Raw genomic sequence first — 25,904 nt, 5'->3', positions numbered from 1 at the left:
CGCCGTGATCGTCGGTTCGCTCGCCACGAGCTTCTAAGTGACCGCCGTCTAACCCCACCGGGTTCGCTGCCCCCAGGCCAGACAGGCCTGCTGGGCCGCCCGGTGGAGAATGGCGTGACGCTGCGCCAGCCGATCGAGATCGGGGTCGTAGCCGCCACCGATCACCCCGGCCAGGGGGATGCGTCTGGCCAGACAACAGTCCAGAACATAGGCCTCGCGTCGCGCGAGCCCCTCATCACTCAGAGACAGACGCCCGAGCTTGTCATCCGCGTGCGGATCGACCCCGGCATTGAAAAACACCAGATCGGGCCGCTCCCGATCCAGCAGGGCCGGCAGGATGTCCGCCAGCTTCGCCAGATAGGCCGCATCGCCGGTACCGTCGGCCAGTTCGACATCCAGATCACTGACGGCCTTGCGGGCCGGAAAGTTCTTCTCGGCATGCATCGAGAAGGTGAAGACGGCAGGATCGCCCGCAAAGATGCGGGCTGTGCCGTCGCCCTGGTGAACATCGAGGTCCACGACCAGCGCCTTGCCGATGGCCCCCTCGTGCAGCAGCCGCCGGGCCGCCACCGCCACATCGTTGAAAACGCAGAACCCGGCCCCGCTGTCGGCCGCCGCGTGATGGCTGCCGCCGGCCGTATTGCAGGCCAGGCCGTGCTCCAGGGCCAGGCGGGCCGTCAGCAGGGTGCCGCCGGTCGCGGCCCGCGCCCGGGTGGCCACGGATTCGCTGTTGGGCAGGCCGATCCGTCGAACAATGTCCGCCGGCAGGGTCAGGTCCAGCACGCCGTGCACATAGGCCTCGTCATGAACCAGCAGCAGGCTTTCGAGGTCGATCAGGTCGGGACGGTGAAATCCTTCCGGTCCCGTCAGGGCCTCGGCGACCAGGACGGCGGCCAGACGCGAGAACTTGTCCATCGGAAAGCGATGGCCCTCCGGCATCTCGGCCCGGAAGGCGGGGTGGTGGACTATGGGCGGTGACATGCAAAAACGATGGCGATCGGGACGAGATGACGCAAGGTCGCGTCTTGCTCCTTCGGCGCAGGGGGAATAACCCAGCGCCATGCAGACGCCCGAAAACCTCGCCGACATCCTCGACCTCGAAGCTATCGAGGTGAACCTGTTCCGCGGCATCAGCCCCAATGACGGATTTCCGCGGATTTTCGGCGGGCTGGTCATCGCCCAGGCCCTGATGGCGGCCTACAGAACCGTTCCGGAACGGATCTGCCATTCCCTGCACGCCTATTTCATCCGGCCGGGCGATGTGAACGCTCCGGTCCTCTACGAGGTCGAACGGGCCCGGGACGGCGGCACCTTCACCACCCGGCGGGTGGCGGCCATCCAGCACGGCGAACAGATCTTCAACCTCGCCTGCTCCTTCCAGACGCCGGAAGACGGTTTCGAGCACCAGGCTCCGATGCCGGCCGCGCCCGCGCCCGATGACGTCCGGACGGAGGGCGAGTTCCTGCGCAGCCTGGGCGACCAGATCCATCCCAAGATGCTGGCCTTCCTCGACAAGCCGCGCCCGATCGACATCCGCTGGGTCGATCCCCAGAACCCGGTCAGGCCCGAGAAGAAGTCCGGCACCAAGGAGGTCTGGCTGCGCGCCCGCGCGCCGATCGGCGACGATGTGAAGATGCAGCAGGCGGCCCTGGCCTATGCCTCGGACATGGCCTTCATGGAAAGCGCCCTGCGTCCGCACGGTCTGATCTGGACGACGCCGGGCCTGCAGTCGGCCAGCCTGGACCATGCCATGTGGTTCCACCGCCCGTTCAATTTCAATGACTGGACCCTGTTTGCCCAGGACAGCCCCAGTGCCTCCCAGGGACGCGGCATGGTCCGCGGCCAGATGTTCAGCCAGGATGGAACCCTGGTCGCCTCGGTGGCCCAGGAATGCCTGATGCGGATCAAGAAGTAGGACCTTTAACCGCCCAGCCGTTCCAGGACACCGACGAACCGGTCGATATCTCCCCCGGTCATGGCGCGCTCGGCTTCGATCACCAGCTGGAGCTTGCGCGCCAGCACACGCAATTCGATTTCGCCGGCTTCGGCCTGGGTCTTGGCGGCGGTCGCCCTGCTGGCCTCGGCTTCCGCCAGAAGCTTGGTCGCCCGGGCTGCGAGTTCCTCATTTTCCAGGCCAGCGCGCGACAGCCGATCCTTCAGATGGGCGATGGAGCGGTCCAGCAGGTCCTGGGCCTCCTCGCGGACGGAGGTTCCCTGATGTTGGTTCACCACTGAGTCCAGCACCGCCGCCATCGCCTGGGTCAGTCTGGGGATCAGGCCGTTTCCAACACTCGCGCCGTGGGTGACCTGCCCTGATGCATCCTGTCTTCGACGCGCACTGACGAAGACCTCGACGACCATCTTCATCGCGGCAATGGCGGAATCGGACTTGAGAACGGTCGCGGCCATGACCACACCGTGTTCCGTGAAGGCCCATGGATGCTTGCGCCGGCCGCCCCAGGAACTTGATGTCGCATTTTGCGATATCAAGTTGGCGATCTCCCCCGCCGTCAGCTGGAAGGCATAGCCCTCGAACCTTGAGGCATTGCGGCGGACCTGTTCGTTGAGGCGCCGGGTCTCGACACCGAAAAGAGCAGCGATCGCGCCGTCGAGAACGACACTTTGACCCCGGATCTGATGGATAGGGGCAAACGCCCTGTCAGCGGCGGGGAGATCGACGGGCATGGGGCCAGAATCGCCTTGGGGGAACCTTCCGAACCACTCTCCCCTAGATTGATTTCGGGATCAATTCTCTTGCGTCGGCCCTTCGGTACAGATGGTCCAGGAATCCTGATGCGGATCAGGATGTAGGCGCGTGCACCAGGCCGATTGACGCCACGCCGGCCTGGACCAGGCCGCGCAGCAGCGAGCCGACCTGCATGCCGACGGTCAATTCGCCGGCCAGGGCCATGCGCAGCACCTCGGCGGCCGGAACCCAGAGCCTTTCGATCCGCTCGGTCGGATCGTCCCTGGGCTCGGCGACCTGGGTCACCTGACGGGCCAGGACGATGTGCGTGCGGTTGGAATGGGTGCCGGCGTTCGGACGGGTTTCACCGACAAGGGTCAGAACCCCGACGCATCCGGTCTCTTCAAGCAGTTCCCGCCTGGCGGTGTTAAGCGGATCGGTATCGGTCGGCTCCATGCCGCCGGCGGGCAGTTCGAGCGACATTCCGCCCAGGCCATGCCGGTACTGCCTGACCAGCAAAACATTGTCAGCGGCGTCGAGCGCGATGACCTCGACCCAGTCCGGATAGTCCAGAACGTAATAGGGGGCGATCACCACGCCCTCGTCAGTGACGCAGTCGTCAGCGCGAAGGCTGATCCAGCGATCCCTGTGAACATAGCGCGAGGCGGTGACCCGCCATGTGCCGTCGCTCGCCATGGTCCGGGACCTCCTGCAATGGGCGGCTGTCAGTCGTAGTGACGCTCGGCGCCGTCGTCTTCAGCCTCAGCCGCCGGTCCCTCGGGCTCACCCACCAGGGCGGGGGGATCGGCAAGGATCAGACGCTCGGCGAGCTTCACCTCGGGCACGGCGGCGCGGGTGAAGGGCAGGAACCAGGTCTGGCCGCCCAGGGCGGGCTGGATCTCGAGCAGGTCGCCGGCCCCGAAATTCTGCACGCTCTTGACCGAACCCAGCAGGGCGTTGTCGGAAACATGGCGCACGGGCAGGCCGACCAGATCGGTCAGATAGAACTCGTCCTCGTCGGGTTCGGGCAGGGCCGAGCGGGGGACATAGAGCCTCAGACCGCGCAGGGCGTCAGCGGCTTCCTTGGTCTCGATCCCCGGGCAGCGGGCCACAAGGCCTTCCTTGGCGACGCGGGCTGACGTGATCGTCAGGGCGTGGGAGCCATCCTGGCGCAGCAGGGCCTTGAAGCCGGCGAGGCTTTTCGGATCTTCGGTATAGGTCGTGATCTTGACGTCGCCACGCACGCCGAAGCCGCCGGCAACGCGGCCGACCAGGATCAGGCTGACAGGAGGTTGCGGGCTCATGGGCAGGGGCATGGCCGTCCCGGTGCGGACACCGGGACGGCGACCTCAAAGGCCTTAGCCTTCGGTGGTTTCTTCAGCGGCCGGAGCGGCTTCGGCCGGAGCCTCTTCCGCAGCCGGAGCAGCAGCCGCTTCAGCGGCGGCAGCGGCTTCAGCTTCAGCAGCAGCCTTGGCGTCTTCCTTGGCCTGGGCAGCGGCGGCGGCGGCGTCTTCAGCAGCCTTCACTTCAGCGGCCTTGCGGTCTTCTTCGCGCTGGGCGCGCTCGGTGATGCGCTCCTGGGCCTTCTTGCCCGGGGCACCCTTTTCCGGGTTGTTGCCGTGGGTCCACGAGCCGATGCCCTGGGCGGCGAGGAAGCGCGCCACGCGCTCGGTCGGCTGGGCGCCCTTGGCGATCCAGGCCTGGATCGACTCGATCTTCAGGGTGACGCGAGCGGCATCGTCCTTCTTGAGGAGCGGGTTGTAGGTGCCGACCTTTTCGATGAAACGGCCATCGCGCGGCGAGTGGCTGTCAGCAACGACGATCGAGTAGTACGGGCGCTTCTTGGCGCCGCCACGGGCGAGACGGATCTTCAGCATTTGGGCAGTCCTTGAGTTCGAGTTCTATTTCTTGAACGGGTTGAAACCGGGTGGCAGGCCGCCACCCAGGCCGGAAAGGAGGTTCGGCTTGGCGTCACCGCCGCCGAGACCGGGAAGACCCGGCAGGCCTCCCGCGGAATTCTGTTCGGACTGGGCGACCTTGCCGCCGCCCATGGCCTTGAGACGGGACATGTCGCCGCCGCCCATCATGCCGGCCATGCGGGCCAGGCCCTTGCCGCCGTCCTTGGACATGGCCTTGAACATGTCGGCCATCTGGCGGTGCTGCTTGAGCAGGCGGTTGACCTCGGCGACGTCCACCCCGGCACCGGCCGCGATACGGCGCTTGCGCGAGGCGGCCAGGATGTCGGGCTTCTTGCGCTCCAGCTTGGTCATCGAGCTGATGATCGCCTGCTGGCGGCGGAACACCCGGTCGTCGATGCCGCTTTCGGCGATCTGCTTCTTGACCTTCTGGACCCCCGGCAGGAGGCCCATAATGCCTTCCATGCCGCCCATCTTCTGCATCTGGGCCAGCTGCGACGACAGGTCGTTCAGGTCGAACTGGCCCTTGGCCAGCTTCTTGGCCATGCGCTCGGCTTCGGCCTGGTCGAGGTCCTGGGCGGCGCGCTCGACCAGGGCGACGACGTCACCCTGACCGAGGATCCGGCCCGCAACCCGGCGGGCGTCGAACACGTCGAGGGCATCGATCTTCTCGCCGGCCCCGAGGAACTTGATCGGCAGGCCGGTGACATGGCGCATCGACAGCGCCGCGCCGCCGCGACCGTCGCCGTCGGCGCGGGTCAGGATCAGGCCGGTCAGCGGCAGGCGCTCGTGGAAGGCCTTGGCGGTGCGGACAGCGTCCTGACCGGTCAGGCTGTCGGCGACCAGCAGGGTCTCGGTCGGGGTGGCGATGCGGGCGATTTCCGCCGCCTCGCTCATCATCGCCTCGTCCAGAGTCGTGCGGCCGGCGGTGTCGAGGATCAGGACGTCAAAACCGCCCAGGCGCGCAGCGCTCATGGCGCGCTTGGCGATATCGACGGCGCTCTGGCCGGCGACGATCGGCAGGCTCTCGACCTCGACCTGTTTGGCCAGCAGGGCCAGCTGTTCCATGGCCGCCGGGCGGCGGGTATCGAGCGAGGCGACCAGCACCTTCTTGCGCTCGTTCTTGGAGAGACGCAGGGCCAGCTTGCCCGTGGTGGTCGTCTTGCCCGAGCCCTGCAGGCCGGTCATCAGAATCACCGACGGCGGGTTCAGGGCCAGGTTCAGGCCGGTCGGAACCTCGCCACCCAGCATGTCGACCAGGCCGTCATAGACGATCTTGACCACCTGGTCGGCCGGCTTGACCGAACGGATGACGGACTCGCCCGAGGCCAGCTCCTTGGCCTTGCTGATGAAGTCCTTGACCACCGGCAGGGCGACATCGGCTTCCAGCAGGGCGACGCGGACCTCGCGCAGCGCCTCGTCGATGTCCTTTTCGGACAGCACGCCGCGACCGCCGAGGCGGTCGAATACGCCGGAGAGCCGCTCTGTAAGGCCGTCGAACATGTCGAACCCTGGTTAAGACTACAGACCAAACGCAATCAGCCCCCATGGACGATCACGTCGATGGGGGTCCTCGCCGTCCTCGTCCGGATGGATCCTGCGCTAACAGGCCGGGGTCGTGACGGTAGAGGCGCTGCTGATGAAGCGCCGGAAGGCGCGCCTTATGCACAGAAAAGGCGAGAGAGTCAAAGCGTGACCTCGGGCCATGGGTCTGGACAAGCCGGCGGACCGTCGTTCAGGGTCACGCTACAAGCCCGATCACCGCACAAGGAGCCTGAATGGCCCCGACCACCCGGCCCTACTATTCCAGCAAGGGCCTCTCGGCGGTTCACTATGATCTGCTGACGGCTGCCGACAAGAAGCTGTCGGGTGATCTTGAGGTCTATGCCGGGCTCGCCAGCGGCCCCAGCCAGATTCTCGAGCTCGGGGCCGGAACGGGCCGGATCGCCCTGGACCTCGCCGGGCGCGGCCATTCCGTGCTCGGTCTCGACATTGCGCCTGCCATGCTCGACCAGGCCGAAACCAAGCGAAAAGCCCTGGACCCGGAAACAGCCTCCCGCCTTCGGTTCAAGCTGGGCGACATGGCCTCTTTGGCGCTCGGCGAGACTTTTGATCTCGTGCTCTGCACCTATTTCACCCTGGCCCATGTGCCGGCCGGCGCGGCCTGGAAGAATACCTTCAAGGGTGTGGCCAAGCACCTGAAGCCGGGTGGACTGGCGGCCTTTCACCTGCCGGTGGAAGAGCGGATGCGGGAACCGCCGCCGCCGTCCGACAAACCGGTTTTCCTGCATGCCCTCGAGGGCGGCGGTCACGTCGCGCTCTACATCCTGGAGCATGGCTACAATCCCAGGCTCGGGCGGATGGATCTGGTGCTCGACTTCGTGACCAGAGCCGCCTCCGGGGCTGTGGCGACGCACAGCCACGAGCGGCTAACCTATTATCTGGCCGACCCTGTTCCCTTCGCGGCAGCGGCGGGACTGCAGGTCGCGATGGCCCCGATCGATATCAACGGCGTCGGGGCCATCCACGTCTTTTGTAAGCTCTAGACGGTGCCCAGATAGTCGCGCTTGCCGACCTCGACACCATTGTGGCGCAGGATCGCGTAGGCGGTGGTCAGGTGGAAGAAGAAGTTGGGCTGCGCCTGGCCCTGGAAATAGGCCAGGCCCTTGACCACGCTGGTCTCGCCGCGACGGGTCAGGGTGATGTCGCGATCCTCAGCACCGGCAAAGGCGGCCGGATCCAGACCCTCGACATAGGCCATGGCGCGGTCGATGCGGGCGATCAGTTCGGCAAAGCTGGTCTCCACGTCATCCCAGGCCGGAACCTCCTCACCCGCCAGCCGCGCGCTGCAGCCCTTGGCGAAGTCCGTGGCGATCTGCACCTGGCGCAGCAGCGGGAACATGTCGGGATAGAGCCGGGCCTTCAGCAGGGCTTCGGGATCCCAGCCCCTGGCCTCGACCTGGGCAGCGGTCTTGGTCAGGACGCCCTTCAGACCCTTCAGGCCCTGGATGAAGACGGGAACGCTGGCCTGATGGATGGATATCGACATGGAAACTCCGCTTGAACGTGTGGCGCAGAGATAGGGCGGGCGATGCCCGAGGGGAAGCGGGGAACGCGCGACGGTCACCGGGGGTTTAGGGAGCTCCAGTTCACGCCATGAGGTCTCCCCATGAAAGTCAGCGATGCCATGACCAGCCAGGTCTCGACCGCAGCCCCGACCGACTCCATCCGCCACGTGGCCCAGGTGATGGCTCATATCGACAGCGGCGTGGTGCCCGTGGTCGAGGGCGGCAAGGTGATCGGCTTGGTCACGGACCGCGACATCGTCCTGCGGGTGGTCGCCGAGGGGCGAAGCCTCGACTCGCCGATCTCGGAGGCCATGTCAGTCGGCGAAGTGCTGAGCGTCAGGGAAGACGACGTCCTGGCCGACGCCACCGCCAAGATGTCCAGCCACCAGGTCCGCCGACTGGTGGTGCTGAACGACGCCGGGGCCCTGACCGGTATCCTGTCGCTGGGCGACGTGGCCAAGGACTACGGCGCCAAGCAGGTTGGCAAGACGCTGGAAGACATCTCGGCCGAGACGGGCACCGCGCCACACTGAGGTATGCCGCCAGAAAAAAGGGCGGCCCCTCGCGGAGCCGCCCTTCAATGCTCGGATTGTCGTAACGACTAGACCAGCGACGGGTCGATGGTCTTGCAGACGTCCATCAGGCCCTGAACCGAGGCGACGGAAGCGGCGAACATCGCCTTTTCCGCGTCATTGGTTTCGAACTCGATGACGCGTTCCGCGCCGCCGGCACCGATCACGACCGGCACGCCGACATAGAGATCCTTCAGGCCATACTGGCCGGTCAGGAAGGTGGCGCAGGGCAGGACGCGCTTCTTGTCCTTCAGATAGCTGGTGGCCATGGCGATGGCCGATTCAGCCGGGGCATAGAAGGCCGAGCCGGTCTTCAGCAGGGCGACGATCTCGCCGCCGCCCTTGCGGGTGCGCTCGACGATGGCGTCCAGCTTTTCCTGGGTCAGCCAGCCCTGCTTGACCAGTTCCGGCAGCGGCAGGCCGCCCACGGTCGAGTGACGGACCATCGGGACCATGTCGTCGCCGTGGCCGCCCAGGGTCCAGGCGTGGATGTCTTCGACCGACACGCCGGTGGCTTCAGCCAGGAAGTAGGCGAAGCGGGCCGAGTCGAGGACGCCGGCCATGCCGATGACCTTTTCCTTGGGCAGGCCCGAGAACTGCTGCAGGGCCCAGACCATGGCGTCGAGCGGGTTGGTGATGCAGATGACGAAGGCGTTGGGGGCGTGGGCCTTGATGCCCTCGCCGACGGCCTTCATGACCTTCAGATTGATGCCAAGCAGGTCGTCGCGGCTCATGCCCGGCTTGCGCGGCACACCGGCGGTGACGATGCAGACGTCGGCACCGGCGATGTCGGCATAGTCATTGGCGCCCTTCAGGGCGACGTCCTTGCCGAACACGGCCGAGGCTTCGGCGATGTCGAGGGCCTTGCCCTGGGGCGTGCCTTCGCTGATGTCGAACAGGACGATGTCGCCCAGCTCTTCGCGAGCCGCGATGTGAGCCAGGGTGCCGCCGATCATGCCGGCGCCGATAAGGGCGATCTTCGCGCGAGCCATAGGGTCTCCGTCAGGACTGTGGATGAAAATTCTCGCGGCGGTCTAGACCCATGACGCCCAAGCCTCAAGCCCCCTTCCCCGTTTCGCTGCACTGCGGCAAGACTGTCTGAACGAAGACAAGGACGCGCAGGGATGAGCAAGACCGATCCAGGCCACTATTTCGAGGACTTCCGGCTGGGTCAGGTGCTGGTGCACGCCACGCCGCGGACCGTCACGGCCGGCGATGTGGCGCTCTACACCGCCTTTTACGGCCCGCGCTTTTCGCTGTTCTCGTCAGACGAGGTCGCCCGGGCCAGCGGCCTGCCTGCAGCGCCGGTCGATCCGCTGATCGCCTTCCACATCGTGTTCGGCAAGACCGTACCGGACATCAGCCTCAATGCCGTGGCCAATCTGGGCTATGCCGAAGGCCTGTTCCTGGCCCCCGTCTATCCGGGCGATACCCTGATGGCCGAGTCCGAGGTGATCGGACTGAAGGAAAACTCCAACCGCAAGACCGGCGTCGTCTATGTGCGCACCACCGGCACCAACCAGCGGGGCGAGGCCGTGCTGCGCTATGTGCGCTGGGTGATGGTGCGCAAGCGCTCGGCCGAGGCGGAGGTGGCCGAGCAGGCAACGCCGAAACTGGCCGAGGCCGTAGCCGCCAGCGATCTGATCATCCCCGCGACCCTCGACTTCTCCAAATACGACTACGCCCTGGGCGGCGCGCCTCATGCCTACGAGGACTATGAGATCGGCGAGAAGATCGACCATGTCGACGGCATGGCCATCGAGGAGGCCGAGCACGCCATGGCCACGCGGCTGTGGCAGAACACCGCCAAGGTCCATTTCAACCAGTTCGAACGCGCCAAGGACCCGTCGGGCCGACGCCTCGTCTATGGCGGGGTGGTGATCTCGACCGCCAAGGCCCTGTCGTTCAACGGCCTGCAGAACGCCGGCCTGATCCTGGCGATCAATGGCGGCCGCCATGTCAGCCCCTATTTCGCCGGGGCCACGGTGTTCGCCTGGAGCGAGGTTCTGGACAAGGCCGACCTCGGCGGCGGCGTCGGGGCGCTGCGCCTGCGGCTGGTGGCGACCAAGGACCGGCCCTGCGACGACTTCCCCGGCAAGGACGAGGCCGGTACCTACAACGAGCAGGTCATCCTCGACTTCGACTATTGGGCGGCGGTGCCGAAACGTGGCTGAGTTCCGGCTCGACCCTGCCTTTGTCGCGACGGCCGCCGCGCTCGGCGACCTACCCCTGTGCCATGCGCGGCTGCAGCTGGACGCGCGGTATCCGTGGATTGTGCTGGTCCCGCGGGTGGCTGACGCCAGCGAGCTGCATCACCTGAGCGCCGCCGAGCGGGTCCAGCTGATGGAGGAGATCGTCTGGGCCAGCGCGGCCGTCCGGACCATCGGCGGCGCGGTCGACGTCCCGGTCGACAAGCTCAATGTCGGGGCCCTGGGCAATATCACCCGGCAATTGCACGTCCATGTCGTCGGACGCAGCCCTGGCGATCCGGCCTGGCCGGGGCCGGTCTGGGGTCACAGCCCCGCCGAAGCCTACCAGCCCGATGCCCTCGAAGCGGCGATCGCTGCGGCGCGTGAGAGTCTGAAGATCCAGCCCTGATCGCCTGACAGGCGGGTTGGCCGACCGGTCAGCGCAGATTCGGGGCCTTGCGGGCGGTCGACTTCTTCTTGCCGGCCGTCGCCTTGCCCTTGCGGGCCGCGGTCGCCTTGGCCTTAGAGCCCTTCTTGCCCTTGGCCACGGCCTTGCCCTTGCCAGCCTTCTTGGCGGCGGCGGCGCACTTGGCCTTGGCGGCCTTGAGCGCCTTGCCGGTCTTGCCCTTGGTGGAACAGGCCGGAGCCTTCGCAGGGGCCGCACGGCTCGCTGTGGCGCGGGGCGCGCCCCAGATCACCGGCCCGCGGCCCTGGATGACATAGCCCGGCGGCAGGCTGGGCGGGGCCTCGCGATCGGCCAGGACCGTCCGGTTGGCCTCTCCATCATAGAGGTTGCCGCTCCAGCGGGACGTGCCGGCCGGGCTGAGGGTCAGGACCGCCGTCTGGTCCAAACGCGGGCTGAACCGGACGACCAGGCTCTCGCCGGCCCGCTCAACCGATTCGATCAGGCCGGTCGAGCCCACGGCCCCGGCCCGGCGAATGTCGCGCCAGGCCCCTTCCACCGGACGAGAGTCTCCGGCCGGATCGACGAGCTGCAGGGCATAGAGGGGCAATCCATCAGCGCCATAGACCTTCCAGCCGCCGTCCAGCGGGCCCTGCAGTCCCTGGGCGGCGACGATCGAACCCTTGACCCGCATCTCATAGAGCTGCTCGGCCGGCACATAGGTGCCCTGCGGCACCAGATGTTCGCCCGCCGCGACCGTGGGGGCCGGCGATTCCGGGGCCGGGATCGGCAAGAGAGTCGGCTTGTGGTTCGGCGGCGGCGAGGAAGGGGCCGCAATCTCTTCCTCGTCGGTGGTCTGGGGTCCGCTCTGCGAGATCAGGTCGCCGAGGGGATCGATGGCTGCCGGAACATAGGGTTCGGGCGGGGCGGGCGAGACAGCGGCGGGACGCACGGCAGCCGGCTGCGCCGGCGCCGTCGCCACAGGGGCTTCCTGGGCCAGGGCCGGCGCGGTGATCAGCGCGAAAAGAACTGCCAGGGCCCGCATCAGACTGTCCTAACCCACCTTGGCCGCAATGGAAGCCGCTACCTGCACCAGGCGCTCGGCCTGGGCCAGATGCAGCCGCTCGGCCATCTTGCCGTCGACCCGAAGCGCGCCCTTGCCGGCATTTTCCGGCGCTTTGAAGGCCGCGATCACCGCTTCGCTCCAGGCGATCTCGTCAGGGCTGGGCGAGAACACCCGATTGCAGATTTCCAGATGCTTGGGATGGATCAGGGTCTTGCCGTCAAACCCGAAATCGACGCCCTGCAGGCAGACGGCCTCGAGCGCCGCCAGATCCTCGATGTCATTGTGCACGCCGTCCAGAATCGTCAGGCCGTGGGCCCGGGCGGCGGCGACCGACAGGGTCAGCAGGGGCAGGAACGGTGCGCGGTCAGGCGTCTGGCGGGCCCGCATCTCCTTGGCGAAGTCATTGACCCCCATCACCCAGGCCGACAGGCGGCTCGACGAGCTGGCGGCGGCGATCTCCCACAGGTGGAAGGCGGCCTTGCCGGTCTCGATCATCGTCCAGAGCCGGGTATGGGCCGGGGCGGCGGCCAGGGCGGCGTCATAGGCGCGGACATCTGCCGCATCATTGACCTTGGGGACCAGGACCGCATCGGGTCCAGCCTCGGCGGCGGCCGCAAGGTCGTCCGCGCCCCAGGGGGTGTCGAGGCCATTGGTGCGGATGACGATCTCGCGCGGCCCGAAGCCGCCGGCCTTCACCGCCGCAACCGCCGCCTCGCGGGCCGCGACCTTCATTTCCGGGGCGACGGCGTCTTCCAGGTCCAGAATGATCACGTCGGCGTCCAGGCTGCGCGCCTTCTCGACCGCCCTGGCATTGGAAGCCGGCATGTAGAGAGCGCTGCGGCGCGGCCTGGCGATGTCGGACATGCAAATTCCCTGCGGTCTCGTCTGTATCGGACCTTCTTTAGCATCGCCGCGCGCCGGCAAAAGGCCCGGTCGTGCCTCAGGCGAGCCCGGACCGCCAAAAGCGACAGACGGCAGGCTAAACAGGGTCCCGAATGACGCGAACCGGGTTAGGATCGGGGCATGACCACGCGCTATGACGAGTCTGCCCGCAATGTTCTGGGCGGGGAGCTGGCTCCCTGTTCGCTGGATCCGGTGACGGGGTTCTATCGCAATGGCTGTTGCGAGACCGGTCCGCATGACCTGGGCCTGCACACGGTCTGCGCCGTGATGACCGACGCCTTCCTGGCCTTCTCCCGGGCGGCCGGCAATGACCTGTCGACCCCGCGCCCCGAATTTGCCTTTCGCGGCCTGAAGGCCGGCGACCGTTGGTGCCTCTGTGCCGGTCGCTGGAAAGAGGCCCTCGACGCCGGCGTCGCCCCGCCCGTGGTACTGGAAGCCTCGCATGAAGAGATGCTGGCCATCGTGCCCCTCGGGGTGCTGAAGGATCACGCGGCGGTCTAGGCGTCGCCACTTGCCCCCTACGGGCTGCTACGCAGCCGTCTTCCCCCGGAGGGGGAAGATAAAGCGAGGCGATCTCATCTTCCCCCGCAGGGGGGAGGACGACCTGCGCAGCAGGTCAGGAGGGGGCCTGCGGCACCACCCGCCTCAGCCCAGCGCATACTCCCGCTCCAGCCGATAGACCGAGCCCTCGCCGCCCAGCCAGCTGGAATAGAGACCGAACGACTCGACCCGGAACGGCGGGGACTGCAGCAGGCTATTGGCCTGGATCCAGGCGCCGACCTCGGGGACTGCGGGGCGCTTCAGATAGGCCAGGGTGACATGCGGGGTGTAGAGCCGCGCCTCGGGTTTCAGGCCGACCTCGCGCGCAGCCCGCTCATTGGCCTTGGCCAGGCGGCGCAGGTCGGCATTTTCGCCGACCCCGGCCCAGACCGCGTGGATCTCGACGCCTTCGCCGAAATGGCCGACGCCGGCCAGTTCCAGATCAAAGGCCGGGGCCTCGATCGCCGCCAGGGCTTCGTCCAGCTCGGCGGCGACCGGTTCCTGCACATCCCCGATGAACTTCAGGGTGATGTGAAAGGCCTCCTGCGGCCGCCATCGCGCGTGCTCGATGCCGTACTGACGGGTCAGCAGGCCCTGGCCGATCTCCGGCGGGACGGCGATGGCGGTGAACAGGCGCAGCATGGGCTCAGGGGCAGGGATTGGGCTGGGTCGCGTGAATGGCGTTGACGGCCTTTTCCAGCTCGTCGGTCCAGGTCAGGTCGAAGGCGTCGATGGCGATCTTCAGCTGCGCCATCGAGGTGGCGCCGATGATGGTCGAGGTCACGAACTGGCGGGCGTCGCAGAACTTCAGGGCCAGGGTCGCCGGATCGATCCCGAACTTGGCGGCCAGGTCGACATAGGCGCGGATGGCCGCCTCGGCCCCGGGACCCTCATAGCGCTGCATGCGGTTATAGAGCGCCTTGCGCGAACCTTCAGGCAGGCCGCCGTCCAGATACTTGCCGGTCAGGGCGCCCTGGGCCAGCGGCGAATAGGCCAGCAGCCCCACCTGTTCCCGCATGGCGATCTCGGCCAGGCCATATTCGAAGGTGCGGTTGGCCAGGTGATAGGCGTTCTGGATCGAGGCGATGCGGGGCAGGCCCCCTCCCCCATGTCTTGAGCCCTCGCTCTCGGCCAGGAAGCGCATCACGCCCCAGGGAAACTCGTTGGAGACCCCGATCGCCCGCAGGGTGCCCTTTTTCACATGGGCGTCGAGGGCCTCGAGAATGTCGCCGAAGGTCTCGTAGTCCTGCTCGTAGTCCTTGAAGGTCTGGCCGCCAAATACCCGGATCGGGCGGTCGGGCCAGTGCAGCTGGTAAAGGTCCAGATAGTCGGTGTTCAGGCGCTTGAGTGAGCCTTCGACGGCCGCGTCGATCTGGGCCCGGGTGTGACGGGTGGGGGCGCCGTCGGCCCGCATCCAGGTCAGGCCGCCAAAGGCGCTGCCGCGACCGGCCACCTTGGAGGCCAGGACGATCTGGTCACGCTTGCCGGTCTTCTGCAGCCAGGAGCCGATGTGGCGTTCGGTATTGCCCTGGGTCTTCGGATCGGGCGGGCTGGAATACATCTCGGCCGTGTCCCAGAAATTGACCCCGCGCTCGAGCGCGTAGTCCATCTGGGCATGGGCCTCTTCTTCGCTGTTCTGCGAGCCCCAGGTCATGGTGCCCAGGCAGCAGCGCGAGACCCTCACGCCGGTTCGTCCCAGTTCCGAATATTCCATCCGCGCGTCCGTCCCGTTCTGCTTGATCGGGCCTATGTAAGCGGTCTGGTGCGGCCTGCAACAGCCGTCCCTTGCGCGAAGCGACTCCAGTACCAATATTGGTATGGCGTCCATTTCGGGCGCGATCAATCAGAAGGGTTTTCCCTCGATGAACGACCTCAACCGCGGCTATGCGCGCTCGATCCCGGTGGATCGCGCCGACATGTCGGTTGACGCCGGCCTGCGCAGCTTCATGCTCGGCGTCTATAACAAGGTGGCGCTGGGCCTCGTCCTGTCAGGCGCTCTCGCCTACATCACGTCTTCCGTTCCGGCCGTTCGCGACCTCATGTTCGTGGTCCAGGGCGGTCGCCTGGTTGGCGTGACGCCCATCTACATGATCGTGGCGTTCGCGCCGCTGGTCCTGCTGCTGGTCGCTGGCTTCGCCCTGCGCAACCCCAAGCCCCAGACTGCCGGGGCGCTGTACTGGACCATCGTCACGCTGATCGGCGCGTCGCTGGGCTCGGTGTTCCTGCGTTATACCGGCGAGTCGGTCGCCTCGACCTTCTTCGTCACGGCGGCGGCCTTCGGCGGCCTCAGCCTGTTTGGTTACAGCACCAAGAAGGACCTGACCGGTTTCGGCAGCTTCCTGATCATGGGCGTCTTCGGCCTGGTCATCGCCTCGATCGTCAGCATCTTCTTCAAGAGCCCGGCCCTGGTCTTTGCGATCAACGTCCTGGGCGTGCTGATCTTCTCGGGCCTGATCGCCTATGACACCCAGCGCCTGAAGATGACCTATTACGAACTGGGCGGCGACACCGCAGCCCAGAGCGTGGCCACCAATTTCGGCGCGCTGAGCCTGTACATCAACTTCGTCAACCTCTTCCAGTTCCTGCTGTCGCTGTTTGGCAACCGCAACTAGGCTTGAATGACGTCTGAAACGACGAAGCCCCGGCGGGACACCGCCGGGGCTTTTTGTTTGGCAGGGCTTCGCCCTTAATCCACGACAGAGAACTTGCCCTTCTCGAACACCTTCAGCACCTGGGCCAGTTCGTGGCCGCGCTTGAGGATCATGCCGCCCTGGCCGATCACCGCCCAGGCCCCCTGTTTGCGGGCCAGGGCCGGACGCTTTTCGACGCGATAGAGCGGGGCCTCGGCGGCGTGGCGAAAGATCGAGAACACCGCGCAGTCGGACAGGCCGGCTATGCCGTAGTCGCGCCATTCGCCGGCGGCGACCATTCGGCCATAGAGCCGCATGAGCTGATCCAGCTCGCGCCGCTCGAAAAAGGTCACGCCACCGGGCGACGGGGCGGACGGAAACTGCGGATCCAACGCCATCGGACGAATCCTAACCCCACTCCGCCCCGTTTGGCGAGCGTGGCCTGACAGTCACGCGGGCAACAATTGCGGCCAAACCGACACACGGCGCCGCGAAAGGACCTTAATTTGGACCTTCGGCCGCCTGCATGGGCCGTCAGATTGTCGGTGTCGGCTGATCGGACATCTCGTCGTCCAGGACCCTGAACAGCCCCCCCAGCCCCCCTTGATCGCGGGCCGGTCAGCCGACAGACCTAAACCCCTCCCCTACCGAGCCCGCGCGGTCTTCCCCCCCCCAACCGCGCGGGCTTTCTGCTGTCTGGCGGCTGGCTGGCAAGTCGGGCCGTCGCCTTGAAACGACCTTGGTTTGGACGTGGTCGCGCCTGTTTGCGGGGCGATAGAACAAGGGTCAGCCGACCAGCTTCGGGTCCGGGGCCCTGAACAGCCCCCCCAGCCCACTCCGGATCAGAGCCGGTCTGCTGACCAACAGCCCCTCTCCAAAAGAGCTCGCGCGATCGCCCCCCCTCGGTCGCGCGGGTTTTTTGGCATCTGGGGGTATGGAAAGTCGGCGGCCCGGAACGTCACCTGACCGAATGGCGCTCAGGCCTTCGGAGCCGTCAGGGCGCGACGGCCTGGCGCACGCCGATGATGCGGCCACCTTTGGCGGCCTGGACCAGAATGACGGTCTGGAGTTCGGGATCGGTGACCGGCGGCAGGCGGTAGAGCTTGGGCCGCCCGGACCAGCTGCCCAGCCGGACCAGTTCGCGGACCACATTGCGATGGACCAGGGTCTGGCCCTTGTTGTCGCCACGCTTGACGGCAATGTCCTGCTCGCGCGGATCATACCGCACCAGCCAGACCTCGCCGCCGCCCCGGGGTGCGGGACCGGATCCGACCGCCGCCCGGGTCTTGCCGACGAAGGCGATATCCGGCGGATTCGAGGGAGCCCTGGCCGCCGTCCGGATCAGGTCCTCGACAGCCTCGGCCTTGGCCCCGGACGCCTGGACGCGGCCCCCGACCACCATCTGGGGCGTGGGCACGTCGCGCAGGGCGAACTTCTTGACATAGGCCCGCTGGCGATCGGCGAAGACCGGCTTGGCGAAGGTGTCCTTCCAGCCGAGATAGTCCCAGTAGTCGACCGAATAGGTCAGGGCCAGGACCCCGTCACGCTGGGCGAGATCGGCGGCCAGCTGGTTGGCCTTGCCGCAGGAAGAGCAGCCCTGGGCCGTGAACAGCTCGACGACCACCGGGGGCTTGGCGGCCCAGGCGGAGGTGGCGGCAAGGCCCGAGAGAGCCAGACAGAACAGGGAGAGGGCGGCCTTACGCATTGCGGGCCACTTAAGCCAAGATCACGGGTCTAGGCCGTTCACGAGGCCGTGAAGGCCGAGTTCTTTTGCCAAACTTCGCGCAGGAAACGAAAACGGCCCGCCGGATCGCTCCGACGGGCCGTCTTTTCGCGATTCTGCCTCTGGCTAGTCAGCCTTGGCCAGGTTGCGCAGCACGTAGTTCAGCACGCCGCCGTTCTTGAAATATTCAAGCTCGGTCGGGGTGTCGATGCGGCAGCGGACCGGGAAGCGGGCGATGCGGCCATCGGTCGGGCGATAGAGCTCGACGATCAGCTGCTTGCGCGGGGCCAGGTCGGTGAGGCCGCGGATCGAGACGATCTCCTCGCCGGTCAGTTCCAGCTTCTGCCAGCCGTCCTGGATGAACTGCAGCGGCAGAACGCCCATGCCGACCAGGTTCGAACGGTGGATGCGCTCGAAGCTTTCGGTGATCACCGCCCGGACGCCCAGCAGCTTGGTGCCCTTGGCAGCCCAGTCACGCGACGAGCCGGTGCCGTATTCCTTGCCGGCGAAGACCACCGAGGGGCGACCCTCTTCCTGGTACTTCATGGCCGCATCATAGATCGACATCACCTGGCCCGACGGGAAGTGCTTGGTGACGCCCCCTTCGATGTCCGGGGTGATGCGGTTGCGGATGCGGATATTGGCGAAGGTGCCGCGCATCATGACCTGGTGGTTGCCGCGACGCGCGCCGTAACCGTTGAAGTCGATGGGCTCGACGCCGTTGTCGATCAGGTACTGACCGGCCGGGCTGGAGGCCTTGATCGAACCGGCCGGGCTGATGTGGTCGGTGGTGATCGAGTCGCCGAACACGGCCAGGACGCGGGCTTCCACGATGTCGGTGACCGGAGTCGGGGTCATGGACATGTTGGGGAAGTAGGGCGGGTTCTGAACGTAGGTCGAGTCCCCTTCCCAGGCGTAGGTCTGGCCGCCGGTGATCTTGATCCCCTGCCAGTTCTTGTCGCCCTTGAAGACGTCGCCGTAACGGCTGGCGAACATCTTTTCGGTGACCGACTTGCGCTGCAGGACGGCAATGTCTTCGTTCGAAGGCCAGATGTCCTTCAGGAAGACGTCATTGCCCTTCTTGTCCTGGCCGATCGGCTGGGTGGCCAGGTCGATCTTCATTGAGCCGGCCAGGGCATAGGCCACCACCAGGGGTGGCGAGGCCAGGTAGTTGGCGCGAACGTCGGGATTCACCCGGCCTTCGAAGTTGCGGTTGCCCGACAGCACAGAGCAGGCGACCAGATCGTTGTCGCTGATCGTCTTGCTGATCGCTTCCGGCAGCGGGCCGGAATTGCCGATACAGGTGGTGCAGCCGTAACCCACCAGGTTGAAGCCGAGGGCGTCGAGGTGCTTGGTCAGGCCGGCCTTGAGCAGATAGTCGGTGACCACCTGCGAGCCGGGGGCCAGGGAGGTCTTCACCCACGGCTTGACCTTCAGACCCTTGGCGACCGCGTTCTTGGCCAGCAGGCCGGCGGCGATCAGCACCGAGGGGTTGGAGGTGTTGGTGCAGGAGGTAATGGCCGCGATGACCACGTCGCCGTGACCGACGTCGAAGTTTTCGCCTTCGACCGGAGCACGCAGCTCGGGGTTTTCGGCCTTGCCGAATTCACCGGCCAGCGACTCGGCGAACTTGGACGCGGCGTCGGTCAGCAGAACCCGGTCTTGCGGGCGCTTGGGACCGGCCAGCGAGGGCAGGACGACCGAGAGGTCCAGTTCCAGGGTGTCGGTGAAGGTCGGCTCGGCGACGCCGGGCTCCCACCACAGACCCTGTTCCTTGGCATAGGCCTCGACCAGGGCGACGCGGGCCGCATCGCGGCCGGTGCCCTTCAGATAGGCGATGGTCGCGGCCGAGATCGGGAAGAAGCCGCAGGTTGCGCCATATTCCGGAGCCATGTTGGCGATGGTCGCCTGGTCTTCCAGGGTCAGGTTGGCCAGGGCGTCGCCGTAGAATTCGACGAACTTGCCGACCACGCCCTTCTTGCGCAGCATCTGGGTGACGGTCAGCACCAGGTCGGTGGCCGTCGCGCCTTCCGGCATGGCGCCGGTCAGCTTGAAGCCGATGACTTCCGGGATCAGCATCGGGATCGGCTGGCCGAGCATGGCCGCTTCCGCCTCGATGCCGCCCACGCCCCAGCCCAGAACCGCCAGGCCATTGACCATGGTGGTGTGGCTGTCGGTGCCGACGACGGTGTCGGGATAGGCGGTGGTTTCGCCGTCGACATCATTGGTCCAGACGGTCTGGGCCAGATATTCCAGGTTCACCTGGTGGCAGATGCCGGTGCCGGGGGGCACGACGCGGAAATTGTTGAAGGCCGACGAACCCCAGCGCAGGAAGCGATAGCGCTCAATATTGCGCTCGTACTCGCGCTTGACGTTGTCGTCATAGGCCTTGGCATTGCCGAAATTGTCGACCATCACCGAGTGGTCGATGACCAGGTCAACCGGGTTCAGCGGATTGATCTTGGCCGGATCGGCGCCGAGGGCGACCATGGCGTCGCGCATGGCGGCCAGGTCGACCACGGCGGGAACGCCGGTGAAGTCCTGCATCAGCACCCGCGCCGGGCGGAAGCTGATTTCGTGCTCGACGGCACCCTTGTTCTGCAGCCAGGCCGCGACGGCCTTCAGGTCGGGTTCGTCAACCGAAACACCGTCCTCATTGCGCAGCAGATTCTCGAGAAGCACCTTCATCGAGACCGGCAATGAAGAAACACCGGTCAGACCGGCTTCCTCAGCGGCGCGAAGGCTGTAATAGACGTAGGTCTTGCCGCCGACGACAAGTTCGCGGCGGGCTTTAAGGCTGTCCACAGACGCCATTCGGGAGATCCCTTCTCTGTCCACGGCCGCCCGAAAACCACTCCCGGGATCGCGCGATCGAGGCGGACCCACAGCGTCCATCCCCGCGCCGCGTACGCCCCTGACTCTATGGAGGGTGACGGCCGAGGGCTTCTTAGCGCTGCTGATGGATAACGTCCATGCGCGGGACAAGGTCTCGGCATGTTGAGAGCTGTTCGCATCAAGGATCTGGCCGTGTCGCGCGGCGAGCGACGGCTGTTCACCGGCCTCAATCTGCAGGTCAATGCCGGTGAGGCGGTGGAGCTGACCGGCCGCAACGGGGCCGGCAAGACCAGCCTGCTGCGGGCCGTGGCCGGACTGCTGCGACCCGAGGCCGGAGAGATTGTCTTTGCCGACCTGGAGCCCGAAACCGCCCGCGCCGAACACCTGCACATGGTCGGCCACCAGGATGGCCTGAAATCCACCCGCACGGCCTGGGAGGAGCTGCGCTTCCAGACCCTGTGGTGCGGCGGATCCCCGACCACGGCCCGTCAGGCGGCAGAGCGATTCGATCTGGTCCGCCTGCTGGATCTGGAGGTTCGCCGCCTGTCGGCCGGCCAGCGCCGCCGGCTCGCCCTCGCCCGGCTGGTGGCCAGTCCCCGCACCCTGTGGCTGCTCGACGAGCCCATGGCTCCGCTCGACGCCGGCCACCGCCTGGCCTTCGGGGCCCTGATGGCCGAGCACCTGGTCGGAGGCGGCATGATCCTGGCGGCGGTCCATGACCCCTTGCCCGTCGCCGCCCGGGTGGTCGAGGTGGGGGCATGACCGCCTTCCTAATCCTGCTGCGTCGCGAACTGGCCCTGGCCTGGGGCAAGGGCGGCGGGCCGCTTCTGGCCCTGGCCTTCTATGCCGGCGTCGTCACCCTGCTTCCAATGGCCGCAGGCCGGGCCCCGGAAAAACTGGCCGCCGTGGCCCCCGGCATCGCCTGGCTCGCCCTGGCCCTGTCGGCCCTGCTGTCCCTGGAGCGCCTGTTCGAGCGCGACTTCGAGGACGGCGCCCTGGATCTGCTCTCGCTCGGCCCGGCCTCGCTGGAAGCCGTGGCCGTCGCCAAGTGCCTGGCCCAGTGGCTGGCCTCGGGCGCGCCCCTGGCCCTGGCCGCACCGATCGCCGCCTTGGCCCTGGGGGCCTCTCCGAAGATCATTCCCCTGCTGATGATCTGCGGCCTGTTCGGCGGCCTGGCCTTCGCCTTTCTCGGCGGACTCGGGGCCAGCCTTGCGCTGGGCAGCCGCCGCGGTGGCCTGCTGGTGGCGGTGATCGTCCTGCCCCTCTATGTGCCGCCGGTGATCTTCGGAGCCGGAGCCCTGGATGCCCTGGCCGGCGGCCTGCCCTGGACCGGCGGCCTGTTCCTGATGCTGGCCTATTGCCTGGCGGCCGTAGGCCTGAGCCCCCTGGCCATGGCCGCAGCCTGCCGGAATGCCCTGGACTAGGGTCCGGCGGAACGGGTCGGCCCGACGCGTCTCGGAGCGAGACATCAGGTCTCGCTGCGCGACAAACCTGTAACATCCTTCATGTTTTATGACATTTTCGCGCCATATGCGGGTGCTCAAACTCTCGCCAGACTTGGTTCTGAGGGAGACACCAACATGCACAGTTCCACGCGCCGCCTGGCCCTGGCGGCCAGCGCCGTTCTGGCCATCGTCGCCGGTGGCGGGGCCGCCCTGGCCCAGATGCCGCCACCGCCACCGCCGCCGCCCGCACCGCCGCCTCCACCCCTGCCGCCCCTGCCCCCCATGGAAGCCATGATGATGGGCGGCGAAGGCATGATGATGATGCACCACCGCATGCCGGGCGATCCGGAGCAGCACGCCAAGCATCTGCGCGACGTCCTGCAACTGCGCCCCGACCAGGACGCCGCCCTGAAGACCTATCTCGACGCCACCGCGCCGCAGAAAATGGCCGAGGCCATGAAGGCGGGGCGCCCGGATGGCGACGAGGACGATGACAAGGGCCTGACCACGCCGGAACGTCTGGACCGTCAGGCGGCCCACATGGCCAGGATGGCCGAAACCTTCCAGAAGCGCGCCACAGCGACCAAGGCCTTCTATGCCGCCCTGTCACCCAGCCAGCAGAAGGCCTTCGACGCTCTGGGCCCACGCGGTGGTGGTCCGCGCATGATCGTCCGGCACCTTGAAACCCGCCATGGCGGTCCGCCGATGGGCGAACACAAGGAAGAGCGCCGGATCATCATCAAACCCAAGGCCGGGTGATAAGGGTCGATACGCATTGCGGGCGTCCATGCAGAGCTTTAATCAGCACTCCATGGACGCTCGACACCCGTTTGATTTCCTGACCAACCCTGAGCGGTTCATGGCCTTCTCACGGTGGGCCGCGCCGATGTTCGGGGGCATTGCCGCCGGACTGGCCGTCATCGGCCTGGCCCTGACCTTTGCCGCGCCGGAGGATTACCAGCAGGGCGACACGGTGCGGATGATGTTCATCCACGTGCCCGCCGCCGTCATGAGCATGCTGATCTACCTGTTCCTGGGCGGTGCCAGCCTGCTGTCCCTGGTCTTCCGCCACGCCCTGGCCGACGCTGCCGCCCGGGCCTGCGCGCCCCTGGGGGCCGTCTTCACCGCCCTGGCCCTAATCACCGGCTCCCTGTGGGGCAAGCCGATGTGGGGCACCTGGTGGCAATGGGACGCCCGCATGACCTCGGTGCTGGTGCTGTTCCTGTTCTATCTCGGCTATCTGGCCCTGCGCGGCGCGCTGGAGGACGAGCAGAAGGCGGCCCGCGCCGCCGCCATCCTGGCCCTGGTCGGCCTGATCAACCTGCCGGTGGTCAAGTTCTCGGTCGACTGGTGGAACACCCTGCACCAGGGCTCCTCGACCCTGTTCGCCCGGCCGGAAAACCGGCTGCCGGCCGTCTATCTCTGGCCCTGGGCCCTGATGAGCCTGGCCTATCTGTCGGCCTTCGGCTCGCTGTGGCTGGTGCGCATCCGGGCCCTGGTCTGGCGGCGCAAGGCCCGCGCCCTGGCCCTGCGCCGGGCAGAATCCTGATCATGGGGCGCTGAGATGCACTTCGATTTCGATGCCGGGAAATACGCCGTCTATGTCTGGCCCGCCTTTGCGGTCAGTGCGGCGGCCTTTGGCTGGATGATCTTTGACAGCCTCAGCCTGGCCCGGCGCTGGAAACAGGAGGCCGAGCGGCTGCAGGCCGAACTGGCGGCCGGAACCGACGCCCCATGAAGCGCTGGCTGGCCTTCGCGCCCCTGGCAGTCCTGGCGGCCCTGGCCCTGCTGTTCGCCGGCTATGCCCTCAAGCGCGACCCCAAGATCCAGCCCCACGCCCTGGTCGGCAAGCCGATGCCGGCCCTGACCCTGCCCGACCTGTCCACGGGCCAGCCGGTCGCCCTGACGGACATCACCCGCGGCGGGCCGGTACTGGTCAATTTCTTCGCCTCCTGGTGCGCGCCCTGCGAGATCGAGCACCCGCAGCTGATGGCCCTGAACGCCCAGGGCGTGAAGGTGATCGGCATCGCCTACAAGGACGCCCCGCCCAATACCCAGGCCTTCCTGTCCCGGCTCGGCGACCCCTTTGCCGCCCGGCTCGTGGATCGCAAGGGCGAGGCGGGCCTGGAATTTGGCGTCACCGGTGTGCCGGAGACCTATCTGATCGGCTCGGACGGCATGATCCTGGCCAAGCATACCGGCCCCCTGACGCCGGACGCGGCCGAGGATCTGCTGGCCAAGGCCCGCTAGAAACGGTCGTCCCGGATCTCCACTCCGCTGCGGCGTGGATGACAGGGTTCAAGGTGCGCTGACAGGTCGCGGCGCTTCCGCGTTAACCCAACATTGACCATGCTCGCAGACTTTCAGTTAACCATGTTACACTTCGAGTCATGAGCACCGTCCGTCCCGCCGGCTGGCCTTCGGCCCCCGCCAGACCCGCCTCGACCCCTGCGTCGGGCGGCGCGGCGACGCGTTCGGCCTTTTTCCAGGCCGCCATGGGCGACGCCGCCCCGGCCCGGCCGGCTCCGGCCGCCGCAGCGGTCCAGATGCAGGCCCAGACCCAGGCCCAGCCGCAACGCCAGCCCCCGGCCCGGCCCTTCGTGCAGCCGGAAACCCAGCCGCAGAAGATCCTGCGCCCGGGCTCGCTGCTGAATATCGTGATTTAGGAGGGCCTTAGGCCGCCTTCTTGGCGGCCTTGTCCTTCTTGGGCTTCTTGTCTTTCTTCGGCTTGTCGGCCTTGGCCTTCTTGGCCTTGGGCTCGGCCTCGACTACCGGATGCAGGTCGGCGCCGGCCATGTCGGCCAGCAGGCTCAGAAAGCCGTCGCGCTTGCCGGGCTTGAGCAGGGCCAGGATCCGGGCATCGGCCATGGCCACCATCGGCGCGACCTCTTCCAGAATGGCCCGGCCCGAGTCTGACAATCGCACGCTGTTGGCGCGGGCGTCCTGGTCGGAGCGCTGGCGTTCCAGATGGCCCTTGGTGATCATCCGGGCGACCATGTCGGCCAGGGTCGAGCGATCAATGCCCGTGGCCTTGACCAGGGCCGTCTGGGTGACGCCCTCGTTCTGGGCCACGGCCGAAAGCACTGCGAACTGGCGCTGGGTGATGCCCGCCGCTCCGCACTCCTCAGCATAGATATCCAGCGCCAGTTGCAGCACCCGGTGCAACAGATGGCTCGGGGACCGCTCCAGCAGGCCTCCGCTCTTCTCAACCTTGGTCTTGGCCATGACTTCGCCTTCGTCCGATCCGCCGACGGACTACCCCTATCATTGTAACACGTCGATTTGACGACGGTGATCCGTGAACGGCGGAACGACCGCCCCCAGGGGCCTAAAAGCCGGCGTCAGGGGGCTCGGGTGCGGCCGGCTCCTCGCCCTTGGCCATGTGCTTCATCATGAAGGGCACCTGGGTCAGGGAGAAGATGATCGCCAGGGGCAGCAGGGCGATGCGGAACTTGACCCAGTTGGGCGTGTCCTGGGTCAGGCGGACAATTTCGTTCAGGATGGCCACGAGGGCGAAATAGCCGCCATAGCGCAGGGTCAGGGTCCGCCAGGCCGCGTCGGGCAGATGCATGGCCTCGCCCATCAGGGCCTTCAGGGGCGCGCGGTTCATCAGGGCCCCGCCGATCATGAAGGCCGCCAGGGCACCGTTGACCACCGTGACCTTGATCTTCACGAACACGTCGCTGTGGAAGATCAGGCCCAGGGTCCCGAAGATCAGGGCCATGACGCCCGAGAACAGCGGCAGCAGGGCGACGCGGCGTTCGACGGCATAGCCGACGGCAAGGGCCACGGCCGAGGCGGCGACCAGCACCCAGGTGGCGGTCTCGAAGTTCTTGGTGGTGAAATAGGCGACGGCGAAGGCGATAGGCGCGCCGTAGTCGACGGCGGTCCGAACCCAGGCGGCCTTGTTTTTCGGTTCGCTCAAGAC

Annotated in this window: 31 protein-coding genes; 14 read left to right on the top strand and 17 right to left on the bottom strand. The window is 66.9% G+C overall.

Annotated elements, in window-relative coordinates; genetic code table 11:
- Nucleotides 1-48 precede the first annotated feature (48 nt).
- Nucleotides 49-981 carry a histone deacetylase family protein gene (locus tag ACW17U_RS17670; RefSeq protein WP_492054157.1) on the bottom strand — a complete coding sequence of 311 codons (933 nt, stop codon included), beginning with the start codon at nt 979-981 and terminating at the stop codon, nt 49-51.
- Nucleotides 982-1,060: 79 nt separating this feature from the next.
- On the opposite strand from ACW17U_RS17670, the gene ACW17U_RS17665 reads away from it, so the two are divergent.
- Entirely contained in the window at nt 1,061-1,915 is an 855-nt protein-coding gene (locus ACW17U_RS17665; RefSeq protein ID WP_062150696.1) for an acyl-CoA thioesterase, read from the top strand.
- Nucleotides 1,916-1,920: 5 nt separating this feature from the next.
- Here ACW17U_RS17665 and ACW17U_RS17660 read toward each other — a convergent pair whose 3' ends face one another.
- The 5 genes from ACW17U_RS17660 to ffh all read right to left on the bottom strand — a co-directional run bounded on the left by ACW17U_RS17660 (nt 1,921) and on the right by ffh (nt 6,105).
- Nucleotides 1,921-2,685, bottom strand: coding sequence for an ORF6N domain-containing protein (locus ACW17U_RS17660; protein ID WP_492054155.1), 765 nt, complete (start codon nt 2,683-2,685; stop codon nt 1,921-1,923).
- 115 nt (nt 2,686-2,800) lie between these two features.
- The gene (locus ACW17U_RS17655) at nt 2,801-3,382 is read right to left on the bottom strand and encodes an NUDIX hydrolase (RefSeq protein ID WP_492054153.1); all 582 of its coding nucleotides are present in this window, start codon (nt 3,380-3,382) and stop codon (nt 2,801-2,803) included.
- A gap of 29 nt (nt 3,383-3,411) precedes the next feature.
- On the bottom strand, nt 3,412-3,990 hold the full coding sequence (rimM, locus tag ACW17U_RS17650; protein WP_492054151.1) for a ribosome maturation factor RimM: 579 nt from the start codon (nt 3,988-3,990) through the stop codon (nt 3,412-3,414).
- A gap of 54 nt (nt 3,991-4,044) precedes the next feature.
- Entirely contained in the window at nt 4,045-4,563 is a 519-nt protein-coding gene (rpsP, locus tag ACW17U_RS17645) for a 30S ribosomal protein S16 (RefSeq protein WP_062150708.1), read from the bottom strand.
- Between the two features lie 24 nt (nt 4,564-4,587).
- The gene (ffh, locus tag ACW17U_RS17640; RefSeq protein ID WP_492054149.1) at nt 4,588-6,105 is read right to left on the bottom strand and encodes a signal recognition particle protein; all 1,518 of its coding nucleotides are present in this window, start codon (nt 6,103-6,105) and stop codon (nt 4,588-4,590) included.
- Between the two features lie 275 nt (nt 6,106-6,380).
- Between ffh and ACW17U_RS17635 the strand changes: the two genes are divergently transcribed.
- A complete protein-coding gene (locus tag ACW17U_RS17635) occupies nt 6,381-7,148 on the top strand; it encodes a class I SAM-dependent methyltransferase (protein ID WP_492054148.1) in 768 nt (255 codons plus the stop codon).
- Here ACW17U_RS17635 and ACW17U_RS17630 read toward each other — a convergent pair.
- A complete protein-coding gene (locus ACW17U_RS17630) occupies nt 7,145-7,651 on the bottom strand; it encodes a DUF1993 domain-containing protein (protein WP_492054146.1) in 507 nt (168 codons plus the stop codon). The two genes, ACW17U_RS17635 and ACW17U_RS17630, sit on opposite strands and share 4 nt — an antisense overlap.
- 120 nt (nt 7,652-7,771) lie before the next feature.
- On the opposite strand from ACW17U_RS17630, the gene ACW17U_RS17625 reads away from it, so the two are divergent.
- Nucleotides 7,772-8,203 carry a CBS domain-containing protein gene (locus tag ACW17U_RS17625; protein ID WP_492054145.1) on the top strand — a complete coding sequence of 144 codons (432 nt, stop codon included), beginning with the start codon at nt 7,772-7,774 and terminating at the stop codon, nt 8,201-8,203.
- Between the two features lie 68 nt (nt 8,204-8,271).
- Here ACW17U_RS17625 and mdh read toward each other — a convergent pair whose 3' ends face one another.
- Entirely contained in the window at nt 8,272-9,234 is a 963-nt protein-coding gene (mdh, locus tag ACW17U_RS17620) for a malate dehydrogenase (RefSeq protein ID WP_062150722.1), read from the bottom strand.
- A 132-nt stretch (nt 9,235-9,366) separates the two neighbouring features.
- Here mdh and ACW17U_RS17615 point away from each other — a divergent pair, with 132 nt between their 5' ends.
- Both ACW17U_RS17615 and ACW17U_RS17610 read left to right on the top strand, forming a co-directional pair.
- Entirely contained in the window at nt 9,367-10,416 is a 1,050-nt protein-coding gene (locus ACW17U_RS17615) for a MaoC family dehydratase (RefSeq protein WP_062150725.1), read from the top strand.
- Complete coding sequence (locus ACW17U_RS17610; protein ID WP_492054142.1) at nt 10,409-10,840, top strand: HIT domain-containing protein; 432 nt, start codon at nt 10,409-10,411, stop codon at nt 10,838-10,840. The genes ACW17U_RS17615 and ACW17U_RS17610 overlap by 8 nt, the downstream gene beginning before the upstream one ends.
- 28 nt (nt 10,841-10,868) lie before the next feature.
- Here ACW17U_RS17610 and ACW17U_RS17605 read toward each other — a convergent pair whose 3' ends face one another.
- Both ACW17U_RS17605 and ACW17U_RS17600 read right to left on the bottom strand, forming a co-directional pair.
- Nucleotides 10,869-11,879, bottom strand: coding sequence for a hypothetical protein (locus tag ACW17U_RS17605; protein WP_492054140.1), 1,011 nt, complete (start codon nt 11,877-11,879; stop codon nt 10,869-10,871).
- A 9-nt stretch (nt 11,880-11,888) separates the two neighbouring features.
- Nucleotides 11,889-12,764, bottom strand: coding sequence for an HpcH/HpaI aldolase/citrate lyase family protein (locus tag ACW17U_RS17600; RefSeq protein ID WP_492054139.1), 876 nt, complete (start codon nt 12,762-12,764; stop codon nt 11,889-11,891).
- Nucleotides 12,765-12,923: 159 nt separating this feature from the next.
- Here ACW17U_RS17600 and ACW17U_RS17595 point away from each other — a divergent pair, with 159 nt between their 5' ends.
- A complete protein-coding gene (locus ACW17U_RS17595; protein ID WP_492054137.1) occupies nt 12,924-13,304 on the top strand; it encodes a DUF2237 family protein in 381 nt (126 codons plus the stop codon).
- A gap of 144 nt (nt 13,305-13,448) precedes the next feature.
- Here the strand turns inward: ACW17U_RS17595 and thpR are convergent, their stop codons facing one another.
- The gene (gene thpR, locus ACW17U_RS17590) at nt 13,449-13,985 is read right to left on the bottom strand and encodes an RNA 2',3'-cyclic phosphodiesterase (protein WP_492054135.1); all 537 of its coding nucleotides are present in this window, start codon (nt 13,983-13,985) and stop codon (nt 13,449-13,451) included.
- Between the two features lie 4 nt (nt 13,986-13,989).
- Complete coding sequence (locus ACW17U_RS17585) at nt 13,990-15,057, bottom strand: aldo/keto reductase (RefSeq protein WP_062150742.1); 1,068 nt, start codon at nt 15,055-15,057, stop codon at nt 13,990-13,992.
- Nucleotides 15,058-15,205: 148 nt separating this feature from the next.
- Between ACW17U_RS17585 and ACW17U_RS17580 the strand changes: the two genes are divergently transcribed.
- Complete coding sequence (locus tag ACW17U_RS17580) at nt 15,206-15,955, top strand: Bax inhibitor-1/YccA family protein (RefSeq protein WP_062151827.1); 750 nt, start codon at nt 15,206-15,208, stop codon at nt 15,953-15,955.
- 74 nt (nt 15,956-16,029) lie between these two features.
- Here the strand turns inward: ACW17U_RS17580 and ACW17U_RS17575 are convergent, their stop codons facing one another.
- The 3 genes from ACW17U_RS17575 to acnA all read right to left on the bottom strand — a co-directional run bounded on the left by ACW17U_RS17575 (nt 16,030) and on the right by acnA (nt 20,510).
- The gene (locus tag ACW17U_RS17575; protein WP_492054132.1) at nt 16,030-16,371 is read right to left on the bottom strand and encodes a DUF2794 domain-containing protein; all 342 of its coding nucleotides are present in this window, start codon (nt 16,369-16,371) and stop codon (nt 16,030-16,032) included.
- Between the two features lie 596 nt (nt 16,372-16,967).
- On the bottom strand, nt 16,968-17,678 hold the full coding sequence (locus tag ACW17U_RS17570) for a DUF1223 domain-containing protein (RefSeq protein ID WP_492054131.1): 711 nt from the start codon (nt 17,676-17,678) through the stop codon (nt 16,968-16,970).
- 144 nt (nt 17,679-17,822) lie between these two features.
- Entirely contained in the window at nt 17,823-20,510 is a 2,688-nt protein-coding gene (acnA, locus tag ACW17U_RS17565; RefSeq protein ID WP_062150749.1) for an aconitate hydratase AcnA, read from the bottom strand.
- A 180-nt stretch (nt 20,511-20,690) separates the two neighbouring features.
- Between acnA and ccmA the strand changes: the two genes are divergently transcribed.
- From ccmA to ACW17U_RS17530, 7 genes are all read left to right on the top strand, one after another.
- Nucleotides 20,691-21,293, top strand: a complete 603-nt coding sequence (ccmA, locus tag ACW17U_RS17560; protein ID WP_492054128.1) for a heme ABC exporter ATP-binding protein CcmA — start codon at nt 20,691-20,693, stop codon at nt 21,291-21,293.
- Nucleotides 21,290-21,955, top strand: a complete 666-nt coding sequence (gene ccmB / locus ACW17U_RS17555) for a heme exporter protein CcmB (RefSeq protein WP_492054127.1) — start codon at nt 21,290-21,292, stop codon at nt 21,953-21,955. Before ccmA ends, ccmB begins: the two co-directional genes overlap by 4 nt.
- Before the next feature lie 156 nt (nt 21,956-22,111).
- Nucleotides 22,112-22,735, top strand: a complete 624-nt coding sequence (locus ACW17U_RS17550; protein ID WP_492054125.1) for a Spy/CpxP family protein refolding chaperone — start codon at nt 22,112-22,114, stop codon at nt 22,733-22,735.
- A gap of 52 nt (nt 22,736-22,787) precedes the next feature.
- Nucleotides 22,788-23,525 (top strand): heme ABC transporter permease CcmC, encoded by a 738-nt coding sequence (gene ccmC, locus ACW17U_RS17545; protein WP_062150760.1) that lies wholly within the window; start codon nt 22,788-22,790, stop codon nt 23,523-23,525.
- A gap of 15 nt (nt 23,526-23,540) precedes the next feature.
- Nucleotides 23,541-23,714 (top strand): heme exporter protein CcmD, encoded by a 174-nt coding sequence (gene ccmD / locus ACW17U_RS17540; protein ID WP_492054123.1) that lies wholly within the window; start codon nt 23,541-23,543, stop codon nt 23,712-23,714.
- Nucleotides 23,711-24,226, top strand: a complete 516-nt coding sequence (locus ACW17U_RS17535) for a DsbE family thiol:disulfide interchange protein (RefSeq protein WP_492054121.1) — start codon at nt 23,711-23,713, stop codon at nt 24,224-24,226. Before ccmD ends, ACW17U_RS17535 begins: the two co-directional genes overlap by 4 nt.
- Before the next feature lie 140 nt (nt 24,227-24,366).
- Nucleotides 24,367-24,642: a hypothetical protein gene (locus ACW17U_RS17530; protein ID WP_062150768.1), complete on the top strand. Its 276-nt coding sequence runs from the start codon at nt 24,367-24,369 to the stop codon at nt 24,640-24,642.
- Between the two features lie 7 nt (nt 24,643-24,649).
- Here the strand turns inward: ACW17U_RS17530 and ACW17U_RS17525 are convergent, their stop codons facing one another.
- Both ACW17U_RS17525 and ACW17U_RS17520 read right to left on the bottom strand, forming a co-directional pair.
- Nucleotides 24,650-25,201: a MarR family winged helix-turn-helix transcriptional regulator gene (locus tag ACW17U_RS17525; RefSeq protein ID WP_492054119.1), complete on the bottom strand. Its 552-nt coding sequence runs from the start codon at nt 25,199-25,201 to the stop codon at nt 24,650-24,652.
- A gap of 103 nt (nt 25,202-25,304) precedes the next feature.
- Nucleotides 25,305-25,901, bottom strand: coding sequence for an inner membrane-spanning protein YciB (locus tag ACW17U_RS17520; protein WP_062150773.1), 597 nt, complete (start codon nt 25,899-25,901; stop codon nt 25,305-25,307).
- Nucleotides 25,902-25,904 lie beyond the last annotated feature (3 nt).

The organism is Caulobacter sp. AVps16 (genome assembly GCF_058681455.1).
This window is presented reverse-complemented; position numbering and strand designations above follow the sequence as displayed.

What these genes read in the sequence shown, in the direction of transcription:
- ACW17U_RS17530 (WP_062150768.1), top strand. Translation starts at nt 24,367, where the DNA reads ATGAGCACCGTCCGTCCCGCCGGCTGGCCTTCGGCCCCCGCCAGACCC.
- ccmA (WP_492054128.1), top strand. Translation starts at nt 20,691, where the DNA reads ATGTTGAGAGCTGTTCGCATCAAGGATCTGGCCGTGTCGCGCGGCGAG.
- ACW17U_RS17615 (WP_062150725.1), top strand. Translation starts at nt 9,367, where the DNA reads ATGAGCAAGACCGATCCAGGCCACTATTTCGAGGACTTCCGGCTGGGT.
- ccmB (WP_492054127.1), top strand. Translation starts at nt 21,290, where the DNA reads ATGACCGCCTTCCTAATCCTGCTGCGTCGCGAACTGGCCCTGGCCTGG.
- ACW17U_RS17535 (WP_492054121.1), top strand. Translation starts at nt 23,711, where the DNA reads ATGAAGCGCTGGCTGGCCTTCGCGCCCCTGGCAGTCCTGGCGGCCCTG.
- ACW17U_RS17660 (WP_492054155.1), bottom strand. Translation starts at nt 2,685, where the DNA reads ATGCCCGTCGATCTCCCCGCCGCTGACAGGGCGTTTGCCCCTATCCAT.
- ccmC (WP_062150760.1), top strand. Translation starts at nt 22,788, where the DNA reads ATGGACGCTCGACACCCGTTTGATTTCCTGACCAACCCTGAGCGGTTC.
- ACW17U_RS17575 (WP_492054132.1), bottom strand. Translation starts at nt 16,371, where the DNA reads ATGGCGTTGGATCCGCAGTTTCCGTCCGCCCCGTCGCCCGGTGGCGTG.
- rimM (WP_492054151.1), bottom strand. Translation starts at nt 3,990, where the DNA reads ATGAGCCCGCAACCTCCTGTCAGCCTGATCCTGGTCGGCCGCGTTGCC.
- ACW17U_RS17635 (WP_492054148.1), top strand. Translation starts at nt 6,381, where the DNA reads ATGGCCCCGACCACCCGGCCCTACTATTCCAGCAAGGGCCTCTCGGCG.
- ccmD (WP_492054123.1), top strand. Translation starts at nt 23,541, where the DNA reads ATGCACTTCGATTTCGATGCCGGGAAATACGCCGTCTATGTCTGGCCC.
- ACW17U_RS17585 (WP_062150742.1), bottom strand. Translation starts at nt 15,057, where the DNA reads ATGGAATATTCGGAACTGGGACGAACCGGCGTGAGGGTCTCGCGCTGC.
- ACW17U_RS17600 (WP_492054139.1), bottom strand. Translation starts at nt 12,764, where the DNA reads ATGTCCGACATCGCCAGGCCGCGCCGCAGCGCTCTCTACATGCCGGCT.
- ACW17U_RS17525 (WP_492054119.1), bottom strand. Translation starts at nt 25,201, where the DNA reads ATGGCCAAGACCAAGGTTGAGAAGAGCGGAGGCCTGCTGGAGCGGTCC.
- ACW17U_RS17625 (WP_492054145.1), top strand. Translation starts at nt 7,772, where the DNA reads ATGAAAGTCAGCGATGCCATGACCAGCCAGGTCTCGACCGCAGCCCCG.
- ACW17U_RS17570 (WP_492054131.1), bottom strand. Translation starts at nt 17,678, where the DNA reads ATGCGTAAGGCCGCCCTCTCCCTGTTCTGTCTGGCTCTCTCGGGCCTT.
- ffh (WP_492054149.1), bottom strand. Translation starts at nt 6,105, where the DNA reads ATGTTCGACGGCCTTACAGAGCGGCTCTCCGGCGTATTCGACCGCCTC.
- acnA (WP_062150749.1), bottom strand. Translation starts at nt 20,510, where the DNA reads ATGGCGTCTGTGGACAGCCTTAAAGCCCGCCGCGAACTTGTCGTCGGC.
- rpsP (WP_062150708.1), bottom strand. Translation starts at nt 4,563, where the DNA reads ATGCTGAAGATCCGTCTCGCCCGTGGCGGCGCCAAGAAGCGCCCGTAC.
- ACW17U_RS17670 (WP_492054157.1), bottom strand. Translation starts at nt 981, where the DNA reads ATGTCACCGCCCATAGTCCACCACCCCGCCTTCCGGGCCGAGATGCCG.
- ACW17U_RS17630 (WP_492054146.1), bottom strand. Translation starts at nt 7,651, where the DNA reads ATGTCGATATCCATCCATCAGGCCAGCGTTCCCGTCTTCATCCAGGGC.
- ACW17U_RS17665 (WP_062150696.1), top strand. Translation starts at nt 1,061, where the DNA reads ATGCAGACGCCCGAAAACCTCGCCGACATCCTCGACCTCGAAGCTATC.
- ACW17U_RS17580 (WP_062151827.1), top strand. Translation starts at nt 15,206, where the DNA reads ATGAACGACCTCAACCGCGGCTATGCGCGCTCGATCCCGGTGGATCGC.
- ACW17U_RS17655 (WP_492054153.1), bottom strand. Translation starts at nt 3,382, where the DNA reads ATGGCGAGCGACGGCACATGGCGGGTCACCGCCTCGCGCTATGTTCAC.
- thpR (WP_492054135.1), bottom strand. Translation starts at nt 13,985, where the DNA reads ATGCTGCGCCTGTTCACCGCCATCGCCGTCCCGCCGGAGATCGGCCAG.
- ACW17U_RS17605 (WP_492054140.1), bottom strand. Translation starts at nt 11,879, where the DNA reads ATGCGGGCCCTGGCAGTTCTTTTCGCGCTGATCACCGCGCCGGCCCTG.
- ACW17U_RS17550 (WP_492054125.1), top strand. Translation starts at nt 22,112, where the DNA reads ATGCACAGTTCCACGCGCCGCCTGGCCCTGGCGGCCAGCGCCGTTCTG.
- mdh (WP_062150722.1), bottom strand. Translation starts at nt 9,234, where the DNA reads ATGGCTCGCGCGAAGATCGCCCTTATCGGCGCCGGCATGATCGGCGGC.
- ACW17U_RS17595 (WP_492054137.1), top strand. Translation starts at nt 12,924, where the DNA reads ATGACCACGCGCTATGACGAGTCTGCCCGCAATGTTCTGGGCGGGGAG.